Origin of the sequence: Thermotoga sp. Cell2 (assembly GCF_000789375.1) — a bacterium.
In the GTDB taxonomy this organism is placed as follows: Bacteria; Thermotogota; Thermotogae; order Thermotogales; family Thermotogaceae; genus Thermotoga; species Thermotoga petrophila.
In genome coordinates, this window is record NZ_CP003409.1 from 1673372 (window position 1) to 1692439 (window position 19068).

General features: G+C 47.5%; 23 protein-coding genes. 12 read left to right on the forward strand and 11 right to left on the reverse strand.

Features of this window, described 5'->3' with window-relative positions; all coding sequences use genetic code 11:
• Nucleotide 1: 1 nt before the first annotated feature.
• Genes CELL2_RS08650 through minC form a run of 4 tightly spaced genes read right to left on the reverse strand, consistent with a single transcriptional unit; the run spans nt 2 to nt 3650 of the window.
• A complete protein-coding gene (locus tag CELL2_RS08650) occupies nt 2–997 on the reverse strand; it encodes a M42 family metallopeptidase (protein WP_038034170.1) in 996 nt (331 codons plus the stop codon).
• A complete protein-coding gene (locus tag CELL2_RS08655; protein WP_038034168.1) occupies nt 994–2013 on the reverse strand; it encodes a M42 family metallopeptidase in 1020 nt (339 codons plus the stop codon). The genes CELL2_RS08650 and CELL2_RS08655 overlap by 4 nt, the downstream gene beginning before the upstream one ends.
• A 3-nt stretch (nt 2014–2016) precedes the next feature.
• Entirely contained in the window at nt 2017–3015 is a 999-nt protein-coding gene (locus CELL2_RS08660; RefSeq protein ID WP_038034167.1) for a M42 family metallopeptidase, read from the reverse strand.
• Nucleotides 3016–3017: 2 nt separating this feature from the next.
• Complete coding sequence (gene minC, locus CELL2_RS08665) at nt 3018–3650, reverse strand: septum site-determining protein MinC (protein ID WP_012311327.1); 633 nt, start codon at nt 3648–3650, stop codon at nt 3018–3020.
• A 59-nt stretch (nt 3651–3709) separates the two neighbouring features.
• On the opposite strand from minC, the gene CELL2_RS08670 reads away from it, so the two are divergent.
• Nucleotides 3710–4567, forward strand: a complete 858-nt coding sequence (locus CELL2_RS08670) for an alpha/beta fold hydrolase (RefSeq protein ID WP_038034165.1) — start codon at nt 3710–3712, stop codon at nt 4565–4567.
• On the opposite strand, the gene CELL2_RS08675 is transcribed toward CELL2_RS08670, so the two are convergent.
• Nucleotides 4550–5815, reverse strand: a complete 1266-nt coding sequence (locus CELL2_RS08675; RefSeq protein WP_039446245.1) for an ArsB/NhaD family transporter — start codon at nt 5813–5815, stop codon at nt 4550–4552. The two genes, CELL2_RS08670 and CELL2_RS08675, sit on opposite strands and share 18 nt — an antisense overlap.
• Nucleotides 5816–6023: 208 nt before the next feature.
• Here CELL2_RS08675 and CELL2_RS08680 point away from each other — a divergent pair, with 208 nt between their 5' ends.
• The 9 genes from CELL2_RS08680 to hisIE are packed head-to-tail and all read left to right on the forward strand — an operon-like array spanning nt 6024 to nt 13018.
• Complete coding sequence (locus CELL2_RS08680; RefSeq protein ID WP_241208660.1) at nt 6024–6905, forward strand: ATP phosphoribosyltransferase regulatory subunit; 882 nt, start codon at nt 6024–6026, stop codon at nt 6903–6905.
• On the forward strand, nt 6899–7525 hold the full coding sequence (hisG, locus tag CELL2_RS08685; protein ID WP_038034162.1) for an ATP phosphoribosyltransferase: 627 nt from the start codon (nt 6899–6901) through the stop codon (nt 7523–7525). Before CELL2_RS08680 ends, hisG begins: the two co-directional genes overlap by 7 nt.
• On the forward strand, nt 7497–8783 hold the full coding sequence (gene hisD / locus CELL2_RS08690) for a histidinol dehydrogenase (protein ID WP_038034161.1): 1287 nt from the start codon (nt 7497–7499) through the stop codon (nt 8781–8783). The genes hisG and hisD overlap by 29 nt, the downstream gene beginning before the upstream one ends.
• A complete protein-coding gene (gene hisC / locus CELL2_RS08695) occupies nt 8780–9787 on the forward strand; it encodes a histidinol-phosphate transaminase (protein WP_012311330.1) in 1008 nt (335 codons plus the stop codon). Before hisD ends, hisC begins: the two co-directional genes overlap by 4 nt.
• Nucleotides 9784–10371, forward strand: coding sequence for an imidazoleglycerol-phosphate dehydratase (gene hisB / locus CELL2_RS08700; protein WP_038034159.1), 588 nt, complete (start codon nt 9784–9786; stop codon nt 10369–10371). Before hisC ends, hisB begins: the two co-directional genes overlap by 4 nt.
• Entirely contained in the window at nt 10368–10973 is a 606-nt protein-coding gene (gene hisH, locus CELL2_RS08705) for an imidazole glycerol phosphate synthase subunit HisH (protein ID WP_015919993.1), read from the forward strand. Before hisB ends, hisH begins: the two co-directional genes overlap by 4 nt.
• On the forward strand, nt 10952–11698 hold the full coding sequence (hisA, locus tag CELL2_RS08710) for a 1-(5-phosphoribosyl)-5-((5-phosphoribosylamino)methylideneamino)imidazole-4-carboxamide isomerase (RefSeq protein WP_038034156.1): 747 nt from the start codon (nt 10952–10954) through the stop codon (nt 11696–11698). The genes hisH and hisA overlap by 22 nt, the downstream gene beginning before the upstream one ends.
• Entirely contained in the window at nt 11667–12428 is a 762-nt protein-coding gene (gene hisF / locus CELL2_RS08715; RefSeq protein ID WP_038034149.1) for an imidazole glycerol phosphate synthase subunit HisF, read from the forward strand. The genes hisA and hisF overlap by 32 nt, the downstream gene beginning before the upstream one ends.
• The gene (gene hisIE, locus CELL2_RS08720) at nt 12428–13018 is read left to right on the forward strand and encodes a bifunctional phosphoribosyl-AMP cyclohydrolase/phosphoribosyl-ATP diphosphatase HisIE (protein ID WP_038034147.1); all 591 of its coding nucleotides are present in this window, start codon (nt 12428–12430) and stop codon (nt 13016–13018) included. Before hisF ends, hisIE begins: the two co-directional genes overlap by 1 nt.
• Here the strand turns inward: hisIE and wecB are convergent, their stop codons facing one another.
• Nucleotides 13019–14158, reverse strand: a complete 1140-nt coding sequence (wecB, locus tag CELL2_RS08725; protein ID WP_038034145.1) for a non-hydrolyzing UDP-N-acetylglucosamine 2-epimerase — start codon at nt 14156–14158, stop codon at nt 13019–13021.
• A gap of 43 nt (nt 14159–14201) precedes the next feature.
• Between wecB and CELL2_RS08730 the strand changes: the two genes are divergently transcribed.
• Nucleotides 14202–15209 carry a mannose-1-phosphate guanylyltransferase gene (locus CELL2_RS08730; RefSeq protein ID WP_004080489.1) on the forward strand — a complete coding sequence of 336 codons (1008 nt, stop codon included), beginning with the start codon at nt 14202–14204 and terminating at the stop codon, nt 15207–15209.
• Here CELL2_RS08730 and CELL2_RS09830 read toward each other — a convergent pair.
• Together CELL2_RS09830 and CELL2_RS09835 are read right to left on the reverse strand one after the other, a co-directional pair.
• Nucleotides 15184–15786: an MFS transporter gene (locus CELL2_RS09830; RefSeq protein ID WP_255327261.1), complete on the reverse strand. Its 603-nt coding sequence runs from the start codon at nt 15784–15786 to the stop codon at nt 15184–15186. The two genes, CELL2_RS08730 and CELL2_RS09830, sit on opposite strands and share 26 nt — an antisense overlap.
• Complete coding sequence (locus tag CELL2_RS09835) at nt 15783–16292, reverse strand: MFS transporter (RefSeq protein ID WP_255327262.1); 510 nt, start codon at nt 16290–16292, stop codon at nt 15783–15785. The genes CELL2_RS09830 and CELL2_RS09835 overlap by 4 nt, the downstream gene beginning before the upstream one ends.
• Before the next feature lie 144 nt (nt 16293–16436).
• Here CELL2_RS09835 and CELL2_RS08740 point away from each other — a divergent pair, with 144 nt between their 5' ends.
• The gene (locus CELL2_RS08740; RefSeq protein WP_004080491.1) at nt 16437–16679 is read left to right on the forward strand and encodes a glutaredoxin family protein; all 243 of its coding nucleotides are present in this window, start codon (nt 16437–16439) and stop codon (nt 16677–16679) included.
• A 24-nt stretch (nt 16680–16703) separates the two neighbouring features.
• Here the strand turns inward: CELL2_RS08740 and CELL2_RS08745 are convergent, their stop codons facing one another.
• Genes CELL2_RS08745 through CELL2_RS08755 form a run of 3 tightly spaced genes read right to left on the reverse strand, consistent with a single transcriptional unit; the run spans nt 16704 to nt 18986 of the window.
• The gene (locus CELL2_RS08745) at nt 16704–17306 is read right to left on the reverse strand and encodes a TetR/AcrR family transcriptional regulator (RefSeq protein WP_128080996.1); all 603 of its coding nucleotides are present in this window, start codon (nt 17304–17306) and stop codon (nt 16704–16706) included.
• A 10-nt stretch (nt 17307–17316) separates the two neighbouring features.
• Nucleotides 17317–18108, reverse strand: a complete 792-nt coding sequence (locus tag CELL2_RS08750) for an ABC transporter permease subunit (protein WP_038034142.1) — start codon at nt 18106–18108, stop codon at nt 17317–17319.
• Nucleotides 18105–18986: an ABC transporter ATP-binding protein gene (locus tag CELL2_RS08755; RefSeq protein ID WP_004080497.1), complete on the reverse strand. Its 882-nt coding sequence runs from the start codon at nt 18984–18986 to the stop codon at nt 18105–18107. Before CELL2_RS08755 ends, CELL2_RS08750 begins: the two co-directional genes overlap by 4 nt.
• Between the last annotated feature and the right edge of the window lie 82 nt (nt 18987–19068).

Sequence of the window (19068 nt, forward strand, 5' to 3'; positions counted from 1 at the left end):
CTCACGCCCCCAGATACCTGATGAGAAGATCGACCGTTGCCTCAACATCATCCGGTGCGATCATCTCACTGGGTGAATGAACGTATCGTGTGGGAACAGACACCGTGGCGGAAGGAATTCCTTCTTTAGTCCGCTGGTACCCCATGGCGTTCGTACCGCCGAACGTCAGAACCTCCATCTGATACTTTATATCGAATTTTTCCGCGATTTCTATCAAATTTTCGAGGATGCGTTTGCTGCTGATCGATGCCCTGTCTTTCACTTTCAGAGCGGGTCCACCGGAGAGCCTCATTGCGTGTCTCTTGATGGCCTTCGGAGTGTCTGCCGAATCAGTCACATCGATCGCGATGGCCTCGTCCGCTGGTACGCCGTACCCCGCTACCGAGGCACCGACCAGTCCCACTTCTTCCTGAACACTGAAAACACCGTAGAGCGTAACAGCGGGTTTGATTCTTTTGAAAACTTCCACGATCACGGCACATCCTATCCTGTCATCCATCGCCTTCGAGACGTATTTCCCGGAAACCTCAACGAATCCACTGTCGTAGACACCGAAGCTTCCAATCGGGCACATCTTCTGCGCTTCTTCCCTGGAATTTGCACCGATATCGACGAACAGCCTGTCGAACGAGAGCTTTCTCACATTCTCCTGCCTTTCTTCTGTTGTTTCACCTTCCATACCAACAACGCCTATTGTACCGTTTTCGAACCTGATCCTTTTTCCAAGAAGCATGTACGGAGAGACACCGCCGACGGGTTCTATCGTCAGAAATCCCTTGTCGTCCACATTTGTGACGACAACACCTATCTCATCTATGTGAGCGTCCAGTATCACCTTTTTCTCGCCGCTTCCTTTCCAAACAATGAGATTGCCGAGCCCATCGATCCTGTGGCCATCTATGTGCCCTTCGAGTTCCTCGAGGATGATTCTTCTCACCTCTTCTTCCCGTCCACTTGGGCCAAAGGCTTCCGTCAGCTTCCTGATCAGTTCCTTCATGAGACCACCTCCACGATTTTTCCTTCCTCGACAAGTACTTTTATGAGTTTCTTCGTGTTTTCGTAGTCATTCAAATCTATGATCGAATTCGGACTGTGGATGTACCGTGCTGGAGTGGAGATCACACCTGCTGGCACTCCGTAGGCGGTTCTGGCGTAACGTCCCGCGTCCGTTCCCCCAGCGGTTCTTCTCTTCATCTGAAACGGAATGTCGTTGTTCTTCGCTGTATCCACGATAGTTTGAAAGATCTCCTTTGGGATCACGTATCCCCTGTGAAAAAAGGTGATGGCAGGACCGTCACCCAGATGTGTTGCCCATTTCCTTTCCTCCAGTTCCGGATTGTCGCCGGCCGTGGTGGTTTCCACGACGATGGCACAGGTGGGTTTCAGCTGTTCCACCACAACTGCACTTCCACGAAGTCCCGTCTCTTCCTGAACTGTGAAGACAAAGTACGTATCGTAGGCAGGACTCACACCGCTTTCGAGAACATCGATCAGAACAGAACACCCCGCTCTGTCGTCGAACGCTTTCCCGACTGCCCGGCCGTTCTTTTCGATGTAATCACTCACGAAAGAGACGTAGTCTCCTATTGATACGTACTTTTTAGCTTCGTCTGCAGAAGAAAAACCAAAATCAATTCTCAGATTCTCAAACCTTGGGGGAGTGTTCTCTTCATCGCGCTGAAGGTGGATCGGTCTGTAGCCGATAACTCCTTTGAGATCCTTCACCTGAACCACCTTTCCGGGAAGTATCCTGGAATCGACTCCTCCAATGGGCAAGAACGACACTTTTCCGTCCTTTTCTATTTTGCTCACAACGAAACCGACCTCATCCATGTGAGCCGAAACGAGCAGTTTTTTCGAAGAATCTCTTCCTCTTTTCAAAGCTATCAAATTCCCAAGGACATCGGTGTAAAGGTTGTCAACGAGACTTTCTATCTTTGACTTTATGAAATCCCTGACCTTCCCTTCATCTCCAGACACACCCGGCATCATCGAAAGCTCTTTGAGATACATCTGTCACACCTCCAGTTCTACCGCGACAAGGGAGAGAAGTCTTGCGAGTTCCTCCACATCGCGCGGGTCCACCATTTCAACGGGAGTGTGCATGTACTTCAAGGGAATGGATATGAGAGACGTTCTAACACCGTTTCGAACAAGCTGAACGAAATCCGTTTCCGTGCCGGACCTTCCACCAACCGCTTCTTCCTGAAGAGAAACGTTGTGTTTCTTCGCTATCTCGATGACCTTCTGAACAAGATTCCTATCCACAACCGGTCCCAGGCCTATCACCGGACCTTTTCCGAGCTCTATGTGATCACTGAATGGAGGCTCGGAAGCGAACGTAACGTCCATCACGATCGCCACGTCGGGGTTTATCTCGTACGCGCCTGTGAGAGCCCCCAGACACCCTGTCTCTTCCTGAACAGAAAAGACCACATAGACATCCCATGGGTGATCGTACTTTTTGAGAAATTCGAGTGCTTTCACAAGAACTCCACAGCTCGCTCTGTTGTCCAAAGCCTTCCCAACCACCTTCCCATTCGTTTCGAAAGCCGTCTGATCTATCACTGCAATGTCACCTACACGAACATCTCTTTCACACAGAGATAAATCGACGAAGATTTCATCGTATGTGAGGACTTTCTTTCTGGATTCCGAATCTTGCAAGTGTGGAGCGAGCATTCCGATCACACCGTGTTCGATCCCGTTTTTTGTGTAGATACGGATTTTCGAAGCATAAACGACCTTCGGATCCACTCCACCCACGGGCTCGAGTCTGGCGAACTGCCCCTCCACCTTCGAAACAACAAAACCGATTTCATCCACGTGGGCAAAAAACGCGAGTTTTCCTATCCCTTTTCCCTTTTTGTATCCGATCAGACTTCCGTGGCGGGTTGTTTTCGCTTCGTCCACGAAAGGTTCAATGACTGACTTTATGTAAGAAACCACATTCGTCTCGTAACCTGAAGGGCCGTCGAGGTTCGACAGTTCCACCAAGAGTTTTCCGGTTTCCATCTTCATTCACTCCTTTCGAAGCTCACCTTGTCGAACGGTTCGATCACTATCCGATTTCCCTTCACATGTGCAATAGAAGGTACGTTCTCTTCTCCTTTGGAATGCGTGATAAAACCCGCTATTTGAATGAGGGAGGTTTGAAGATCGAGGGCGGCTACCACAGCCTGTTCTCCTTCGTTCAATCCCGCACGTATGTTGCCCTGCGCTTTTCCAAAGACGACAACAGAACCCCCGGCAAGGATTTCAGCTCCCTTGTTCACGTTTCCGAAGACTATCACATCACCGGAATGAACAACAGTCTGACCGGATCGAATATTCCTTTTTATCACTTTACCGGTGCTTTCAACCGTCGTTCGTGACTGCACTCTCAGATCGTTTTCCTTTCCCTCAACAGTGCTTCCAACGAGTATCTGTGAGACTTCAAGACCGAGATTTCTCAGGTGAGAAACGATCTTTGGGATATCTTGAGAGTGTTTGTTGTGATTCTCGATCATCAGAGAGATCCTGTCTCCCTTAGCAAAAAATCCCCCCATCTGTGTAATGCGAGCGGAGATCGCGTTCAAGACTTCTTCGAGGTTCTGATAATCTTTTATGAGGAGTATAAGGCCTTCCTTTGTCATCTTGAAATCCACCATTCCTATCACCTCATCTTTAGATTCTATCATGTTTAAAATAATAATCGGAGGTGTCTGAAATGAGACTGATAACGTTCGATGCTTCTTACGAACCCATTGTTGAGGAGAGTAAAACTGTACGGGTCTATGTTTTTGAACCGGAGAGGATTGAACACAATCTGATCTTTCTTCACGGGATAGGAAACGGAAATATTCCATACCTTCTCTGGTTCGGAGAGAAGTTCAGAGAGCACAACATCAAAACCTGGTTTCTCATCCTTCCCTACCACGAGAAGCGAGCACCGAAGAACTGGACTGGGGGAGAACCTTTTTACCATTCCTCACCTTCTTTCTGTGTGAAGCGATTCGACGAGGCTGTGCAGGATGTGATCGATCTGGTTGGTGTTGTGAAGAAAGACAACGACAAGCCCATCTCGCTGATGGGTTTCAGCTTCGGAGGAATGATAACGACCATAGCACTCGCCCGTGAAAAACAAATCGGGAAGGGTGTTATCTGCTGTTCCGGTGGGGACTGGAGGTGGATCAACTGGTATTCACCCTACACAGAGAAATTGAGAGAACTCTACAGAGAGAACGGAAACGAATACGGTTGTAGATCAGAGAAAGATTGTATTAAGAACAGAGGAAATGTCCTTGAAGTCGTCAGATCGTTTAACTCTATCGAAGATATCAGGAGAAAACCACCGGTGGGTTGCTATTTCTACGATCCGGCATCTTTCGCGCCGTTCGTTGATCAGAAAGTTCTCTTCTTCTGGGCGCTCTTCGATCGTGTGATACCGTACCAGTCCTACGCGTGTCTTCACAAGCTTCTCAAGAACAAGAAGACCGTCTATCTTCCATCGGGTCACAAAGGTTCTTACTTCTTCAGGAGATACATCGCAAGAAGAGCGATGAGATTCTTAATAAATGATGAGTGAATAGAGTATTGCGATTATGAACGGTATGAACATGAAACTCCACGCCACCTTGAAAAATTCCTTGAAACTCACCGTGTGTTTCGTGTACTTTTCCAGAAGGGAAAGACCAACTATGTTCTGAACAGCCCCAAGTGGTGTCAGATTCGTTCCAAGATTCGCCCCGAAGGCGTACACCCACCACAGCGAAGCGGGGAAGCCCTGCGAGATGAGAATTTTCAGTGTGGGAGCGATTATGAGAGTCGCGGGAACGGCGCTCAAAAAGGCAGTGGAAAAGAAGGAGATGCATGTTACCGTGCTAACGAACAGGAATCTGTTGAAAGATAGAGCTTTCAGGAAACTGGCTATGACTTCCATAACACCGATCTGTTCCAGAGAGTACGAGATGATGAAGAGCCCTGTGTAGAAGAACAGCGTGTCCCAGTCCATTCCCTCTGACACTTCTTCGAAATTCTTTCCAAGCATGAGAAGAAGCGCACAGGCAGCTATGAGCGCTATCAACGAAAGTTCCACTTCCACGAGGGAATGAAGGCCAAACAACACCAGCGTTGAGAGGAAAACGAACAGCGATTTTTTGAGAACCACAGGATCCGTGATCGATCGTTTCGGATCTACATTGAGAAGATTTCTCAGTCTTTCAAAGGCTTTTTCATCGATGTGAACGTACCTTTTGAAGAGGAAGAAGACGATCACGAATACAAGAACTGTCACAGGACCCATGTTCTTCAGAAAATCGTTGAAGCTGAGTCCACTTATCGAACCAAGCACGATGTTCAGAGGACTCCCGATGAGTGTCGACATTCCCCCGATGTTGTCTATGAAGATCGTGAAAAGAAAGAAAGGTACGGGATTCACTTCCATCGTATCGAGGATCAAAAACAGTATGGGAGAAATGAGGATGATAGTGATCAAATTGTCAAGGAAGGCGGAGGTCACAGCGGTGAGTACCATGAGGAAAGCGAACAGAAGCCAGAATCTACCCCTGGAAATCTTTATAGCGGAAATCGCAAGATACTCGAAAAAACCAGTCCCTTTCAATATGTGTACGATGATCATCATTCCTAAGAGAAGCCCCAACGTGTTGAAATCTACCACTTCACCTATGTTTCTAAGATCGAGACCCTCGACAACTTTTATTGCCATGAGAACGAGTGCTATGAGGAGAGTAACAACAGATTTAGCGATCTTCCCAAAGATGATGAAGTAGTAGGCGGGGATCGCAAACAATAGTACCAGCAGTGCTTCGTTCATACTCTTCGCCTCCCTGTCACGGGATTATTCTAACACCGGTTTTTTTAAAAGTATTATTCAAAATAGTGAATTCTACGGCAAGAATGGTAGAATAAAGACTAGAGGAGTGAAAGGGTATGAAAATACAGAACGAAATCATGAAAATGTTTTTTGATGAACACCACCATCACTGCTATGGCCCGGCGGTTTCTCCACCGGGTGTGTGATGGTGGAAAATCGTTCGGGCCACGTCGAGAAGACGTGGCCTTTTCGTTTATTGGGAGGTGAGCTACTTGGACTTCGAGAAGGTGGTTTCTTTCTACAGCAAGGCCACAAAAAAGGATTTTCACCGTTCTTCGTTCCAGCACTTGAGAGAACGGAAGGCCCAACGGGAAATTTCTTTCTCGACAGAAAGGGCAATCTTTTCTCCATCAGGGAAGACTTCACAAAAACTGTTCTCAACCATCGTAAAAGATATTCCCCTGGATCTCAGGTCAAGGTCTGGTACGCTGATTTCGTTTACAGGTACTCTGGAAACGATCTGGTGGCGGAGTACCAACTCGGACTCGAAAAGGTTCCAAGGAACTCCATGGACGATTCACTGGAAATTCTCGAGATCATTGTTGAAAGTGCATCGGAATTTTTCGAAGGTCCGGTGATAGTGGAGATCGGACACACCGGAGTTTATGAGGACCTGCTGAAAGAAATTCCGAAGAACCTCCACGAGAAGGTTTTGAATCTCATCGACACGAAAAATCTCGCAGAAATCGAGTTCCTCTCTCACATGAAGAAGATAGACCTCTCCAAGGTAGGAAAGATCATTGAAGACAGTATATACCGGAGATCACCGGAACACCTGAAAGCGATGGATCTCCCACCTTCAGTGAAGGAAGATCTGCTTCGAGTGTCTTCTTTCCTTCAGGAAAAGTTTCCCATCGTCTCCGTTGAGATCGATCTCACCCTTGCGAGGACGATCGAAGAATACAGTGGCCTGATATTCACCATATACGACACATCTTCTTCCAGACTTGTGGCTGCCGGTGGAGAGTACACAGTGAACGGAGAAAAGGGTGTGGGTGGATCCATTTTTCTGGAGGGAAAAACATGCTGAAACTCGCTATTCCCAAAGGAAGATTAGAAGAGAAGGTGATGACATACCTGAAAAAAACGGGATTTACTTTTGAAAGAGAGTCATCCATTCTTCGAGAAGGAAAGGATATCGTCTGTTTCATGGTGAGACCGTTCGATGTACCAACGTATCTCGTTCACGGAGTGGCAGACATTGGATTCTGTGGAACCGATGTACTCCTCGAAAAAGAAACTAGTCTCATTCAGCCCTTCTTCATTCCCACAAACATCAGCAGAATGGTTCTCGCCGGTCCGAAGGGAAGGGGAATACCAGAGGGTGAAAAGAGAATCGCCACGAAGTTTCCGAACGTAACTCAGAGATACTGCGAAACCAGAGGATGGCACTGTCGCATCATACCGCTGAAAGGTTCTGTTGAACTCGCTCCAATAGCCGGGCTCGCAGATCTCATCGTGGACATCACCGAAACGGGAAGAACACTGAAAGAGAACAACCTGGAGATTCTCGACGAGATATTCGTCATAAGAACCCATGTTGTGGTGAATCCGGTGAGTTACAGAACGAAAAGAGAAGAGGTGGTTTCCTTCCTTGAAAAGCTCCAGGAGGTGATCGAACATGATTTTGATGAACAACCCCGGAGATAAAGAAGTGCTCAGACTGTTGAAACAGAGGATGGAATCCGTATCGCAGGTGGAAGAGGCCGTAAAAGAGATCATCAGGAGAGTGAAAGAAGAAGGAGACAGAGCCCTCGAAGAATTCCTCAAAAGGTTTGAGAAGCACCCGGTGGGCATCGAGAACCTTCGTGTCACAGAGAAGGAAATATCGGAAGCCCAAGTAGAAGAAGAATTCGTTGAAACGATAAAAATGGTGATAGAAGACCTGAAAGAATTCCATCGAAGACAGGAGGAAAGATCTTTCTTTTTCACGACGAAGGGTGGAAGTTTCCTGGGAGAGATGGTTGTCCCTCTCGAGAGCGTGGGAATTTACGTTCCTGGAGGAAAGGTTCCGTACTTCTCTACGCTCCTCATGTGTGCGGTTCCTGCTATCGTCGCTGGTGTGGAAAGGATCGTCGTCACAACACCACCAGATGAAAACGGAGGCATCTCCCCATACATCCTGAAAACCTGCGAAATCCTCGGTCTGAAAGAGATCTATCGGATGGGAGGAGCTCATGCGGTGGCTGCTCTCACGTACGGCACGGAAACAGTGAAACCCGTTGACAAGATCGTGGGACCCGGTGGAGTCTTCGTCACGCTCGCAAAGAAACACGTTTACGGAGACGTTGGAATCGATTCCATAGCGGGTCCCAGCGAGATTGCGATCGTGACAGACGGCAGTGCCGACCTGGATCTCATAGCCGCGGATTTCCTCTCCCAGGCAGAGCACGACGAGAACGCGATGAGTGTGGTGATAACCACTTCGAAAGAAGTCTTCGAAAAATTACCTCAGGTCATTGAAAGACACCTGGAAGCTCTTCCAGAAGAGAGAAGAAAAACGGCCAGGATTTCAACGGAAAATTTCGGTACCATCATCTTGACGGACAGTCTGAAAAGGGCCTTTGAGATCTCCAACCTCATCGCCCCCGAACATCTGGAGGTCCTCGTGGAAAACCCGTTTGAGCCACTGGGACACATAAAGAACGCGGGATCTGTCTTTCTCGGAAAGTACACCTGTGAGTCTGTGGGAGACTACGGTGCGGGACCGAACCACGTTCTTCCCACCTTCAGATCCGCGAGGTTCTCCTCAGGACTCAGGGTTTCCGATTTCACGAAGAAGATATTCATCACACACCTCTCCGAAGAAGATTTCAGAAGAAAGAGCGAGCTTTACTCGAAGATGGCGCGCTGGGAAGGTTTTGAAGCCCACGCTCGGGCGATAGACGTCAGGAGGGAAAAGCTGTGAATCCTCTCGATTTGATTGCAAAGAGGGCGTATCCGTACGAAACCGAAAAGAGAGACAAAACCTACCTTGCGCTGAATGAAAATCCGTTTCCCTTTCCAGAGGACCTCGTGGATGAAGTGTTTCGACGATTGAACAGCGACGCCCTGAGGATCTACTACGACTCCCCCGATGAAGAATTAATAGAAAAGATACTCTCATACCTCGACACCGATTTTCTTTCGAAAAACAACGTCTCTGTGGGAAACGGAGCGGATGAGATCATCTACGTGATGATGCTCATGTTCGACCGTTCCGTTTTCTTTCCCCCGACCTACAGCTGCTACAGGATCTTTGCGAAGGCAGTTGGAGCGAAATTCCTGGAAGTGCCGCTCACGAAAGATCTGAGGATACCTGAGGTGAACGTGGGAGAAGGAGACGTTGTTTTCATTCCGAACCCGAACAATCCAACGGGTCATGTCTTCGAAAGAGAGGAAATAGAAAGAATCCTGAAAACGGGTGCCTTCGTCGCGCTGGACGAAGCCTACTACGAATTCCACGGAGAAAGTTATGTGGATCTTCTGAAGAAATACGAAAATCTCGCTGTGATCAGGACTTTCTCGAAAGCGTTTTCCCTGGCAGCGCAACGTGTCGGATACGTTGTGGCCTCGGAGAAGTTCATTGACGCTTACAACAGGGTGAGACTTCCTTTCAACGTGAGCTACGTCTCCCAGATGTTCGCAAAGGTAGCTCTCGATCACAGAGAGATCTTTGAAGAAAGAACGAAGTTCATCGTGGAAGAACGCGAGAGGATGAAGAGTGCTCTCAGGGAAATGGGATACCGAATCACCGACTCCAGAGGAAACTTCGTGTTCGTATTCATGGAGAAGGAAGAAAAAGAAAGACTTCTCGAACACCTCCGGACGAAGAACGTCGCTGTTCGCAGTTTCAGGGAAGGTGTTAGAATCACTATCGGAAAACGCGAAGAGAACGATATGATTCTGAGAGAACTGGAGGTGTTCAAATGACGGTAGAAAGATTGGAAAACGGTGTGATCGTTCAGAGAAACACCAACGAGATCGAGATTTCCATAACGCTCGACACGGTTCACAGAAAACTCGAAGGAAGCACCGGTGTGAACTTCTTCGATCATCTTTTGAACACTTTCTGTCACTATTCGGGACTGGGTCTCAGGGTGAGCACCTGTGAGAGCAAAGACGGTATCCTTCACCATCTGATAGAGGACTTTGGAATCTCCCTGGGACAGGCGTTCAGGGAGCTCTTCGACTACACGAAGGTGAAAAGGTTCGGCGAGGCCTCCGTTCCTATGAACGAGGCGCTCATAGGATGTTACGTGGATCTCTCTGGAAGGCCCTTCTTCCAGAAGAATTTTGAATTCTCCGTGGAGAAGATAGAGGACATGCCCGTTGAAGGTTTCGAGGAGTTCATGAACGGCTTTGTCAACCATGCAAGGATCACAGTTCACTTCTTCAAGTTCTTTGGAAAGAACGACCATCACATCTCCGAATCTGCCATGAAGTCCTTTGGGCTTGCAATCGCCCGTGCACTGGAAAGATCGGACACCAGAACCACCAAGGGTGTGATAGATTGAGGATCGGAATAATTGCCGTTGGCCCCGGCAACATCATGAACCTCTACCGAGGAGTGAAAAGAGCGGCCGAGGGCCTTGAAAACGTCTCCATAGATCTGGTAGAAAATCCTCAGAAAGATCTGTACGACCTTCTCTTCATTCCCGGTGTTGGGCACTTTGGAGAAGGAATGAGAAGGTTGAAAGAAAACGGCCTGATCGACTTCATAGAAGAACACGTGGAAGACGGAAAGTACGTTGTCGGTGTCTGTCTTGGTATGCAACTTTTGTTCGAAGAAAGCGAAGAGGCACCGGGTGTGAGAGGGCTTTCCCTGATAGATGGAAACGTTGTGAAACTGAAAAGCAAAAGACTTCCCCACATGGGATGGAACGAGGTGATCTTCAAGGACACCTTTCCGAGCGGATACTATTACTTCGTTCACACTTACAGGGTCGTGTGTGAAAAGGACTACGTTCTGGGAACGACAGAGTACGACGGGGAGATCTTTCCTTCATCCGTCAGAAAAGGAAAAATACTCGGTTTCCAGTTCCATCCGGAGAAGAGTTCGAAGATAGGAAAGAAACTCCTCAGGAAGGTGATCGAATGCTCGTCATCCCGGCCATAGACCTGTACAGAAAAAAGGTCGTGAGGATGGTCAAGGGTAAAAAGGAAAACACGATATTCTACGAGAAGGATCCCATTGAACTTGTGGAAAAACTCGTCGAGGAGGGATTTTCTCTCATCCACGTGGTGGATCTTTCAAGAGCCATAGAGGAAAGCGATGAAAACCTGCCGGTTCTGGAAAAACTCTCATCCTATGCCGATCACATTCAAATCGGCGGTGGAATAAGGATACTGGAGTACGCAAAAAAACTCCTCGGAATGAGATTCAGAAGACAGATCGTGAGTTCAAAGGTGCTGGAAGATCCCTCTTTCCTGAAGAAGTTAAAAGAAATCGGAGTGAATCCAGTCTTCAGTCTCGACACAAGAGAAGGGAAGGTGGCGTTCAAGGGCTGGCTGGATGAAAAAGACATCGATCCTGTTTTTCTTGTGAACAGATTGAAAGAGTTCGGCCTTGAAGAGATCGTCCACACGGAGATAGAAAAGGATGGCACCCTGAAAGAGCACGATTTCTCTCTGACGGAAAGGATCGCCCTGGAAACGGGTGTGAAAGTGATAGCAGCGGGTGGTATCTCCTCAGAACGTTCCCTAGAGGAGGCTCTTGAGGTCCACAGAAGAACGAACGGTCTTTTGAAGGGTGTGATCGTGGGAAGAGCGTTTCTGGAAGGCACCCTCACAGTCGAGGTGATGAAAAGGTATGCTTGCCAAGAGAATAATAGCGTGTCTTGATGTGAAAGATGGTCGCGTGGTGAAGGGTACGAACTTTGAAAACCTCAGAGACAGCGGAGATCCCGTTGAACTGGGAAAGCTTTACTCCGAGATAGGAATAGACGAACTCGTCTTTCTGGACATCACCGCGTCTGTGGAAAAGAGAAAAACGATGCTCGAACTGGTGGAGAAGGTGGCAGAACAGATCGACATTCCCTTCACTGTGGGTGGAGGAATACACGATTTCGAAACGGCATCGGAACTCATCCTCAGAGGTGCGGACAAAGTGAGTATCAACACCGCTGCGGTGGAAAAACCGGATCTCATCACCAGGATCGCCGAAACCTTCGGAAGCCAGGCGGTCGTTGTGGCGATAGATGCAAAGAGGATGGACGGTGATTTCATCGTCTTCACCTACTCGGGAAAGAAAAACACCGGTATTCTCCTCTCGGACTGGGTCCGTGAGGTGGAAAGAAGGGGAGCCGGAGAGATACTTCTCACCAGCATCGACAGAGACGGTACGAAAATGGGATACGACACGGAGATGATCGAATTCGTAAGACCGCTGACGAACCTTCCCATCATCGCTTCGGGTGGTGCGGGAAAGATGGAGCATTTTCTTGAGGCGTTCCGGGCCGGTGCGGATGCTGCACTTGCGGCGTCTGTGTTTCATTTCAGAGAGATCGATGTGAGAGAACTGAAAGAGTACCTCAAAAAACACGGAGTGAACGTGAGACTGGAGGGGTTGTGATGACGCTCTATCCGGTGGTGGTTCAGGAGAGAACAACCGGCGAGGTGCTGATGCTGGCCTACGCGAACGAAGAGGCTCTGGAACTCACGAAGAAAACGGGATACGCGCATTTCTTCTCGAGAGAGAGACAGAAAATCTGGAAAAAGGGAGAAACCTCTGGAAACACGATGAGAGTGGTTGAAATAAGAAGGGACTGCGATGACGATGCTTACCTGTACATCGTTGATTTTCCAGAAGATAAGGTGGCGTGCCACACGGGAAACAGATCCTGCTTTTTCAAGGTGGAGCACAGGTTTGAAGAAACGGGTTCTCCCACCTTCTGGCTTGAGCTGTACAGACTGGTGAGAGAAAGAAAAGAAGAGATGCCAGAGGGGTCCTACACCGCAAAACTCTTTAAAGAAGGAAAGGGAAAGATCGCAAAGAAGTTCGGAGAAGAAGCGGTAGAGGTGATCACGGGGTATCTCCAGAATGACAAAGAGAATCTCGTCTGGGAGATAGCCGACATGGTGTATCACCTCACGGTCCTCATGGTCGAGGCGGGGATCACCGTTCAGGATGTGATGAAGGAACTGGAAAAGAGAAGAAAGTGATCAGCCAAACTCTTCCGGAGGATCGGAAAGTCCAAATTCGTGCAAAATCGCCTTCACGATACGATCTGATGCTTTTCCGTCTCCAAAAGGGTTCACCGCCCCCCGTGCCATCTTCTGGTAGAGTCCTTCATCGGTGAGGAGTCGTTCTGCGATCTCGAATATCCTTTCTTCTTCCACACCACCGAGGACGGCAACACCCGCTTCGATCGCTTCGGGTCTTTCTGTCTCCTTTCTCAGAACGATCACCGGCTTTCCAAGGGCCGGTGCCTCCTCCTGTATTCCTCCAGAGTCAGTCATAATGAGATAACTTCTTGCCATCAGATTGTGCATGTCAATCACATTCACAGGATCGATTAGGAAAACTCTTTCCACGTTTTCAAGCATCGGAAATACGATCTCTCTCACAGCGGGGTTCATGTGAACCGGGTAAATCACCTTCACATCCTCGAATTCTTCAACGATCCTTCTCACTGCCCTGCAGATGTTTTCCAGGGGTTTTCCGATGTTCTCTCTTCTGTGTGAAGTGAGGAGGATGTACCTTCCGTCAGAAAAATCCATATTCCTCAAAACTGGATTCTCGAAAACGTGGTTCTCTTTCACGGTGTACCTGAGGGCGTCTATCACCGTGTTTCCCGTCACGTAGATCTTCCCCATGACGTTCTCCTTCAGAAGGTTCTCTCTGTTCCTCTTTGTGGGTGCGAAATGCAGTGTGGAGAGAACACCCGTTAGTCTTCTGTTGATCTCCTCCGGGAAGGGAGAGTATCTGTCGTTCGTCCTCAGGCCCGCTTCTACATGGCCAACCGGGATCCTGTGATAGAAGGCCGCGAGCGCCCCTGCGAACGTGGTCGTCGTGTCTCCCTGAACCAATACGATATCCGGCTTCAACTCTCCTATCAGATCGTAAAGACCAGACAGCGCATTCACGGTTATATCGGAGAGATTCTGCCTTTCTTTCATTATGTTCAAGTCAAAATCCGGTTTTATATCGAAAACTTCCAGCACCTGGTCCAGCATCTGTCTGTGCTGAGCGGTGACACAGACCAAACTTTCCACGTTTTGTTCTTCTTCGAGTTTTTTCACAAGTGGTGCCATCTTTATTGCCTCGGGCCTTGTTCCGAAGACGCTGAGAACTCTGATCACGTCCTCCACCTCCTGTTAAAATTGTACACGAGGAGGTGAAGTGATGAAAGCACTGATTCTTGCAGGAGGATCTGGAGAGAGATTCTGGCCCCTTTCCACTCCTGAGACTCCAAAACAGTTTTTGAAACTCTTCGGAAACAAGAGTCTCATGAGATGGACTTTCGAGCGCGTTCTGGAGGAAATGGACCCAAAAGACGTGATCGTCGTAACTCACAAAGACTACGTTGAGAGAACGAAAAAAGAGCTTCCAGAGCTTCCAGACGAAAACATCATCGCAGAGCCGATGAAGAAAAACACCGCTCCAGCCTGTTTCATAGGAACAAAGCTGGCAGATGACGATGAGCCGGTGCTTGTTCTACCTGCGGATCACAGAATACCGGACACAAAAAAATTCTGGAAAACGGTGAAAAAAGCACTCGATGCCCTGGAGAAGTACGATGGTCTTTTCACGTTTGGTATCGTTCCAACAAGGCCGGAAACCGGGTACGGCTACATAGAGATCGGGGAAGAACTGGAAGAAGGAGTTCACAAAGTCGCTCAGTTCAGGGAAAAACCAGACCTCGAAACGGCCAAAAAATTCGTCGAAAGCGGAAGATTTCTCTGGAACAGCGGTATGTTCCTGTGGAAAGCGAGAGAATTCATCGAAGAGGTGAAGGTGTGTGAACCATCCATATACGAAAATCTGAAGGATGTCGATCCAAGAAATTTCGAAGAGCTCAAAAAAGCTTACGAAAAAGTACCTTCAATCAGCGTGGACTACGCAGTTATGGAAAAATCGAAAAAAGTGCGGGTTGTAAAGGCAGATTTCGAGTGGTCCGACGTGGGAAACTGGTCTTCTGTGAGAGAAATAGAGGGATACACAGAAGAATCGGACGAAGTGATACTCGTGGACAGTGATCGTGTCTTTGTGAAAACCCACAACAAACCCATAGCGGTTGTTGGGCTCTCTGATGTGATCGTGATCGATACACCGAACGGAATTCTGATCTGCAAAGAAGAATATGCCCAAAAAGTGAGAGAGGTGGTCAAGAAGCTCTTTCGTACTTCCTGAGGAAAAGAAAGACAAAGAGAGAAACGATCATAGGAACCAAACCGAGGATCCTGTATGAATTGATAAGACCAAGATTTTCTGCGAGCACACCACCTACCGATGAGCCTATGAATGGCCCTATTCCCATAGCGACCCAGAAGTACTTTTGTGCCCTGATCCTTGCGGGACCGAACGTTCGAATGAGAAACATCATGGAGTAATAGATCACTATGTAGGTCCATCCCTGCAGGAGTTGAACCATCAGCAAGACAGCTGGGGAACCTGCCATGGTCACCAGCAGGTTCCTGAGACCCACAACGAACACACCCGAAGCGAGCATGAATCCCACACCGAGCTTTTTCACTATCTCATCGGCCCACAGGAGGAACGGTGTCTCTGTGATGGCCATGAGAGAAAGGGCGATACTCGCAAGAGACACGTCGTAGTTTCTTTCCTTCATCAAAACAGGCAGAAAAACGAAATTGAAGTTGTTCGCTGCTATTCCAAAGATCACAACGGGAAGAAGAAGCCAGAAGAAAGTGGGAAGAGGTTTCTTACTCTTTCTTTTTTCTTCTTCACCGAGTTCTACTTCTTTCATTGGTTCAATATTAAGAAGGTCAAAAACATCAGGGTAGTGAAAGTGCAGAATATCGTGACAAAGCCCAGCCTGATGAGTCCGCTCATTAAAAGAGCTGTGAAAGAGAAACCGAAGGTTCCAAACAATCTGATTCTGCCGTAGTTCATCTTCATCTGATATGTGATGTCCACGATAACAGACTCGGAGAGTGGTGTCACTGCAGAAAAGAAAAAAGCGAACACAGCCATGAATAAGAGTTTCAGGTAGAACTCATCGAACAGAAACAGTCCCCAGAAAAGGATCCCAGCGAATAGAATCACTCTTTTCAGCCAGTTCACCCTTCCTATGGTGGAAGCGATTTCAAAATTCAGATGGTTCGCGTAGAGTGATGTGATCGGCAAGATAGCCATCAGGATCCCTATCTGAGACTTCGAGAGTTCTTCGTTTGCCAGAAACTGACTCAACAGTGAATAAACGGCCATCGTGCCGTAGACGAAGAATTCTATCGACATGAGTCTGTACCGCACAAAGCTCCCTCCTTTGCATAGAAGAAATTGTAGCATATTGATTCGCTTCCTGAACTTTTCAGTTCTGTGAGAACTAATTGAAATGATCCGTCAGCTGTGATAGAATAAATTTGGACTAAAAAAGTAGAAAATGGAGGTGAAGCGATGCAGCACCTGAAAATCAAAATCTACACAACTCCCACCTGCCCGTACTGCAGGAAGGCGAAGGAATACTTCAGATCGCTGGGGCTCAAGTTCAAAGAAGTCGATGTAACAAAAAATCCAAGAGAAGCCGAGCTCATGGTGAAGAAGACCGGACAAATGGGAGTTCCCGTGATCGAGATCGGCAACAAGATAGTCATCGGATTCGACAAGGCAAAAATCGACAGACTCCTTGGAATATCGTAAAAAGCGGGGGAATCCCCCGCTTTATTATTTTGTCATGCCTTTCTTCAAAATCCTGAGCATGACCTTCACTTCTTCAACGAGTGTGTTCATGTCTCTTTTCAGCAGTTCGGGCTTACCTTGATAGGTCCTCAGGTAGACTTCTTCAAATCCGGAAAAGAACCACATCAGAAATTTCAGAGCGATTTCCTCCGTTACATCTTCTGCGAGATCTAAATCTTTCAATTTTTCCCTCACGAAGTCAAAAAAGACCCTCTGTGATTTTTCGAGGTCGAGAAGTATTCTTTTCCTGAGTCCTTCATCCACGCTCACGAGCGTTATCAGAAAATCTGCTTCTTCGGGATGAGAAGCGGAGTACTCCAGTTTCTTTTCTATCCACCGTTCCATGAAGTCAAATATGTCTCTATTCCTGTTTTCCATAAGGAAATTCTCGAACTCCTTCTGGAGCTTTTCTGTAACGGACATGTACGCCTGATAGTACAGTTCTTCTTTGTTCTTGAAATAGTGAAAAATCAAACCCTTGGCTACCCTGGCTTTCTCTGCTATCTCGTCTGTTGTGGCTCGATCGTAACCTTTTTTCCCGAAAACCTCAACCGCTGCCTTCAGTATTGCATCCCTCTTCGACAACACGATCCCTCCATCACACGAGAATGTCTTTCTTCGAGAACAAAACGATCGAACTGATCAGAAGTGCTATGTTCACAAGCGCAAAGAAAAGACCGGAGAATTCCGGAAAACCGTGTCTTATAACAGTGGAAGGATCCGCATAGGAAAACGGAGTGAAATACTTCAAAAACTCCGCTTTGTCCGTGATCTTCGATATCATGTTCAAAACGTATAGAACGAACACTGTACCGAGCCCAAGAGAGAGCGCACCGTCTGACCTCAAAGTGCCCACAAAGAAAGAAATGTTCATCAACGTGAAGTGAAGAAACACCTGACTGAAAGCAAAGACAACAAATTTTTCTACTTCAACCGGGCTCGAACTGTAGATATTTGCAAACATGAACAAACTGCTGAACAGAAGCGCATCGAAAATGAGAACGTGTACCAGAGATGAGAAAAACTTTGAGATCACAACTTCGAACCTCGAAACCGGTTTCGAAAGGAGGAACTCAACGGTCTTTTCGTTTTCTTCTCTTGAAACACTCCTCACACCCACCAAAGAAGCGAAAACCCCTCCAACGAGTGTCACGTAGATACTGGACACCATGGCAAGGTAGTTCATGATGTTGGAAAAGTCCATGTCTTCCAGTCCGAAGAGCTTCACGAACGCCTTAGGCATCACTTTCATCCACTTCGTTATGAACTCTGTCTCCTTTGCCATACTCGGATAGAACGCAGCGTACATGAGCTGAAGGAGAATGAGAACGACCGTCCAAGCGATCGTGCTCTTCATGTACCTCTTCATATCCCACCTGAGTATGTTCATTCTTCTCCCTCCCGATAGTAGGACATGAATATCTCTTCAAGAGAAGGTTCTTCCACCCAGAAATCGGACAGTTTCAAACTTCGAAGAATTTCGAGGAGTCTTTCAACGTTTCCTGAAAAGAGAAACTCCGCCGTGCCGTTTTCAAACTTCAGTCGATTCACTTCAGCCAGATCTTTCAGTTTTTCCAGATTTTCACCTTTGACACGGACCACCTTGTATCTTTCCCCTTTGAGATTCTCCACCTTTTCCACCCTGATGATTCTCCCATCCTTTATCATCGCAACGCGATCGCAAAGTCTTTCTACCTCACTTAATATGTGCGAGGAAAAGAACACGGTCGTACCTTTTTCTTTCTCGTTTTTTAAAATTTCAAAGAAGGTGTTTTGAACGATAGGATCGAGGCCATTCGTGGGCTCGTCCAGGATGAGAAGTTTCGGTCTGTGCATCAAAGCCTGAACGATAGCCACTTTCTTTTTGTTTCCCATGGAGAGTTCCTTGATACGTTTTTTCGTGTCGAGCGAAAAAACACCGCAGAGTTCCTTCACATAATCCCAGTCTACCTTTTCATAGAAACTGGCGGAGTACCTGAGAAATTCCTCCACAGTCACTTCCGGGTAAAAGCTCACCTCACCTGGAATGTAGCCAACGTTCTTTCTGATTTCTTTTCCTTCTTTCAGGACGTCTTTCCCAAAAATCTCTGCCAGACCAGAATCCGGAAAGATCAAACCGAGGAGAAGCCTTATGGTAGTTGTCTTCCCCGCACCGTTCGGTCCGATGAAGCCGAATATCTCTCCTTCTTCAACTGAGAAAGTTACACCTTCCACTCCTCTGGACTTTCCGTAGTACTTGGTGAGATCTCTCACCTCAACTACCGACACCTTAACACCTCCCTGATTGACTGGTCAGTCAAATTATAACAAAATAAAATCAAGTAAGGTAAATCTCCTGAATTGAAAGCAT

What these genes read in the sequence shown, in the direction of transcription:
- hisG (WP_038034162.1), top strand. Translation starts at nt 6,899, where the DNA reads ATGCTGAAACTCGCTATTCCCAAAGGAAGATTAGAAGAGAAGGTGATG.
- hisA (WP_038034156.1), top strand. Translation starts at nt 10,952, where the DNA reads ATGCTCGTCATCCCGGCCATAGACCTGTACAGAAAAAAGGTCGTGAGG.
- hisB (WP_038034159.1), top strand. Translation starts at nt 9,784, where the DNA reads ATGACGGTAGAAAGATTGGAAAACGGTGTGATCGTTCAGAGAAACACC.
- hisIE (WP_038034147.1), top strand. Translation starts at nt 12,428, where the DNA reads ATGACGCTCTATCCGGTGGTGGTTCAGGAGAGAACAACCGGCGAGGTG.
- CELL2_RS08660 (WP_038034167.1), bottom strand. Translation starts at nt 3,015, where the DNA reads ATGGAAACCGGAAAACTCTTGGTGGAACTGTCGAACCTCGACGGCCCT.
- CELL2_RS08750 (WP_038034142.1), bottom strand. Translation starts at nt 18,108, where the DNA reads ATGAACATACTCAGGTGGGATATGAAGAGGTACATGAAGAGCACGATC.
- hisF (WP_038034149.1), top strand. Translation starts at nt 11,667, where the DNA reads ATGCTTGCCAAGAGAATAATAGCGTGTCTTGATGTGAAAGATGGTCGC.
- CELL2_RS08730 (WP_004080489.1), top strand. Translation starts at nt 14,202, where the DNA reads ATGAAAGCACTGATTCTTGCAGGAGGATCTGGAGAGAGATTCTGGCCC.
- minC (WP_012311327.1), bottom strand. Translation starts at nt 3,650, where the DNA reads ATGGTGGATTTCAAGATGACAAAGGAAGGCCTTATACTCCTCATAAAA.
- CELL2_RS08650 (WP_038034170.1), bottom strand. Translation starts at nt 997, where the DNA reads ATGAAGGAACTGATCAGGAAGCTGACGGAAGCCTTTGGCCCAAGTGGA.
- hisD (WP_038034161.1), top strand. Translation starts at nt 7,497, where the DNA reads ATGATTTTGATGAACAACCCCGGAGATAAAGAAGTGCTCAGACTGTTG.
- CELL2_RS08675 (WP_039446245.1), bottom strand. Translation starts at nt 5,815, where the DNA reads ATGAACGAAGCACTGCTGGTACTATTGTTTGCGATCCCCGCCTACTAC.
- CELL2_RS09830 (WP_255327261.1), bottom strand. Translation starts at nt 15,786, where the DNA reads ATGAAAGAAGTAGAACTCGGTGAAGAAGAAAAAAGAAAGAGTAAGAAA.
- CELL2_RS08740 (WP_004080491.1), top strand. Translation starts at nt 16,437, where the DNA reads ATGCAGCACCTGAAAATCAAAATCTACACAACTCCCACCTGCCCGTAC.
- CELL2_RS08670 (WP_038034165.1), top strand. Translation starts at nt 3,710, where the DNA reads ATGAGACTGATAACGTTCGATGCTTCTTACGAACCCATTGTTGAGGAG.
- CELL2_RS08655 (WP_038034168.1), bottom strand. Translation starts at nt 2,013, where the DNA reads ATGTATCTCAAAGAGCTTTCGATGATGCCGGGTGTGTCTGGAGATGAA.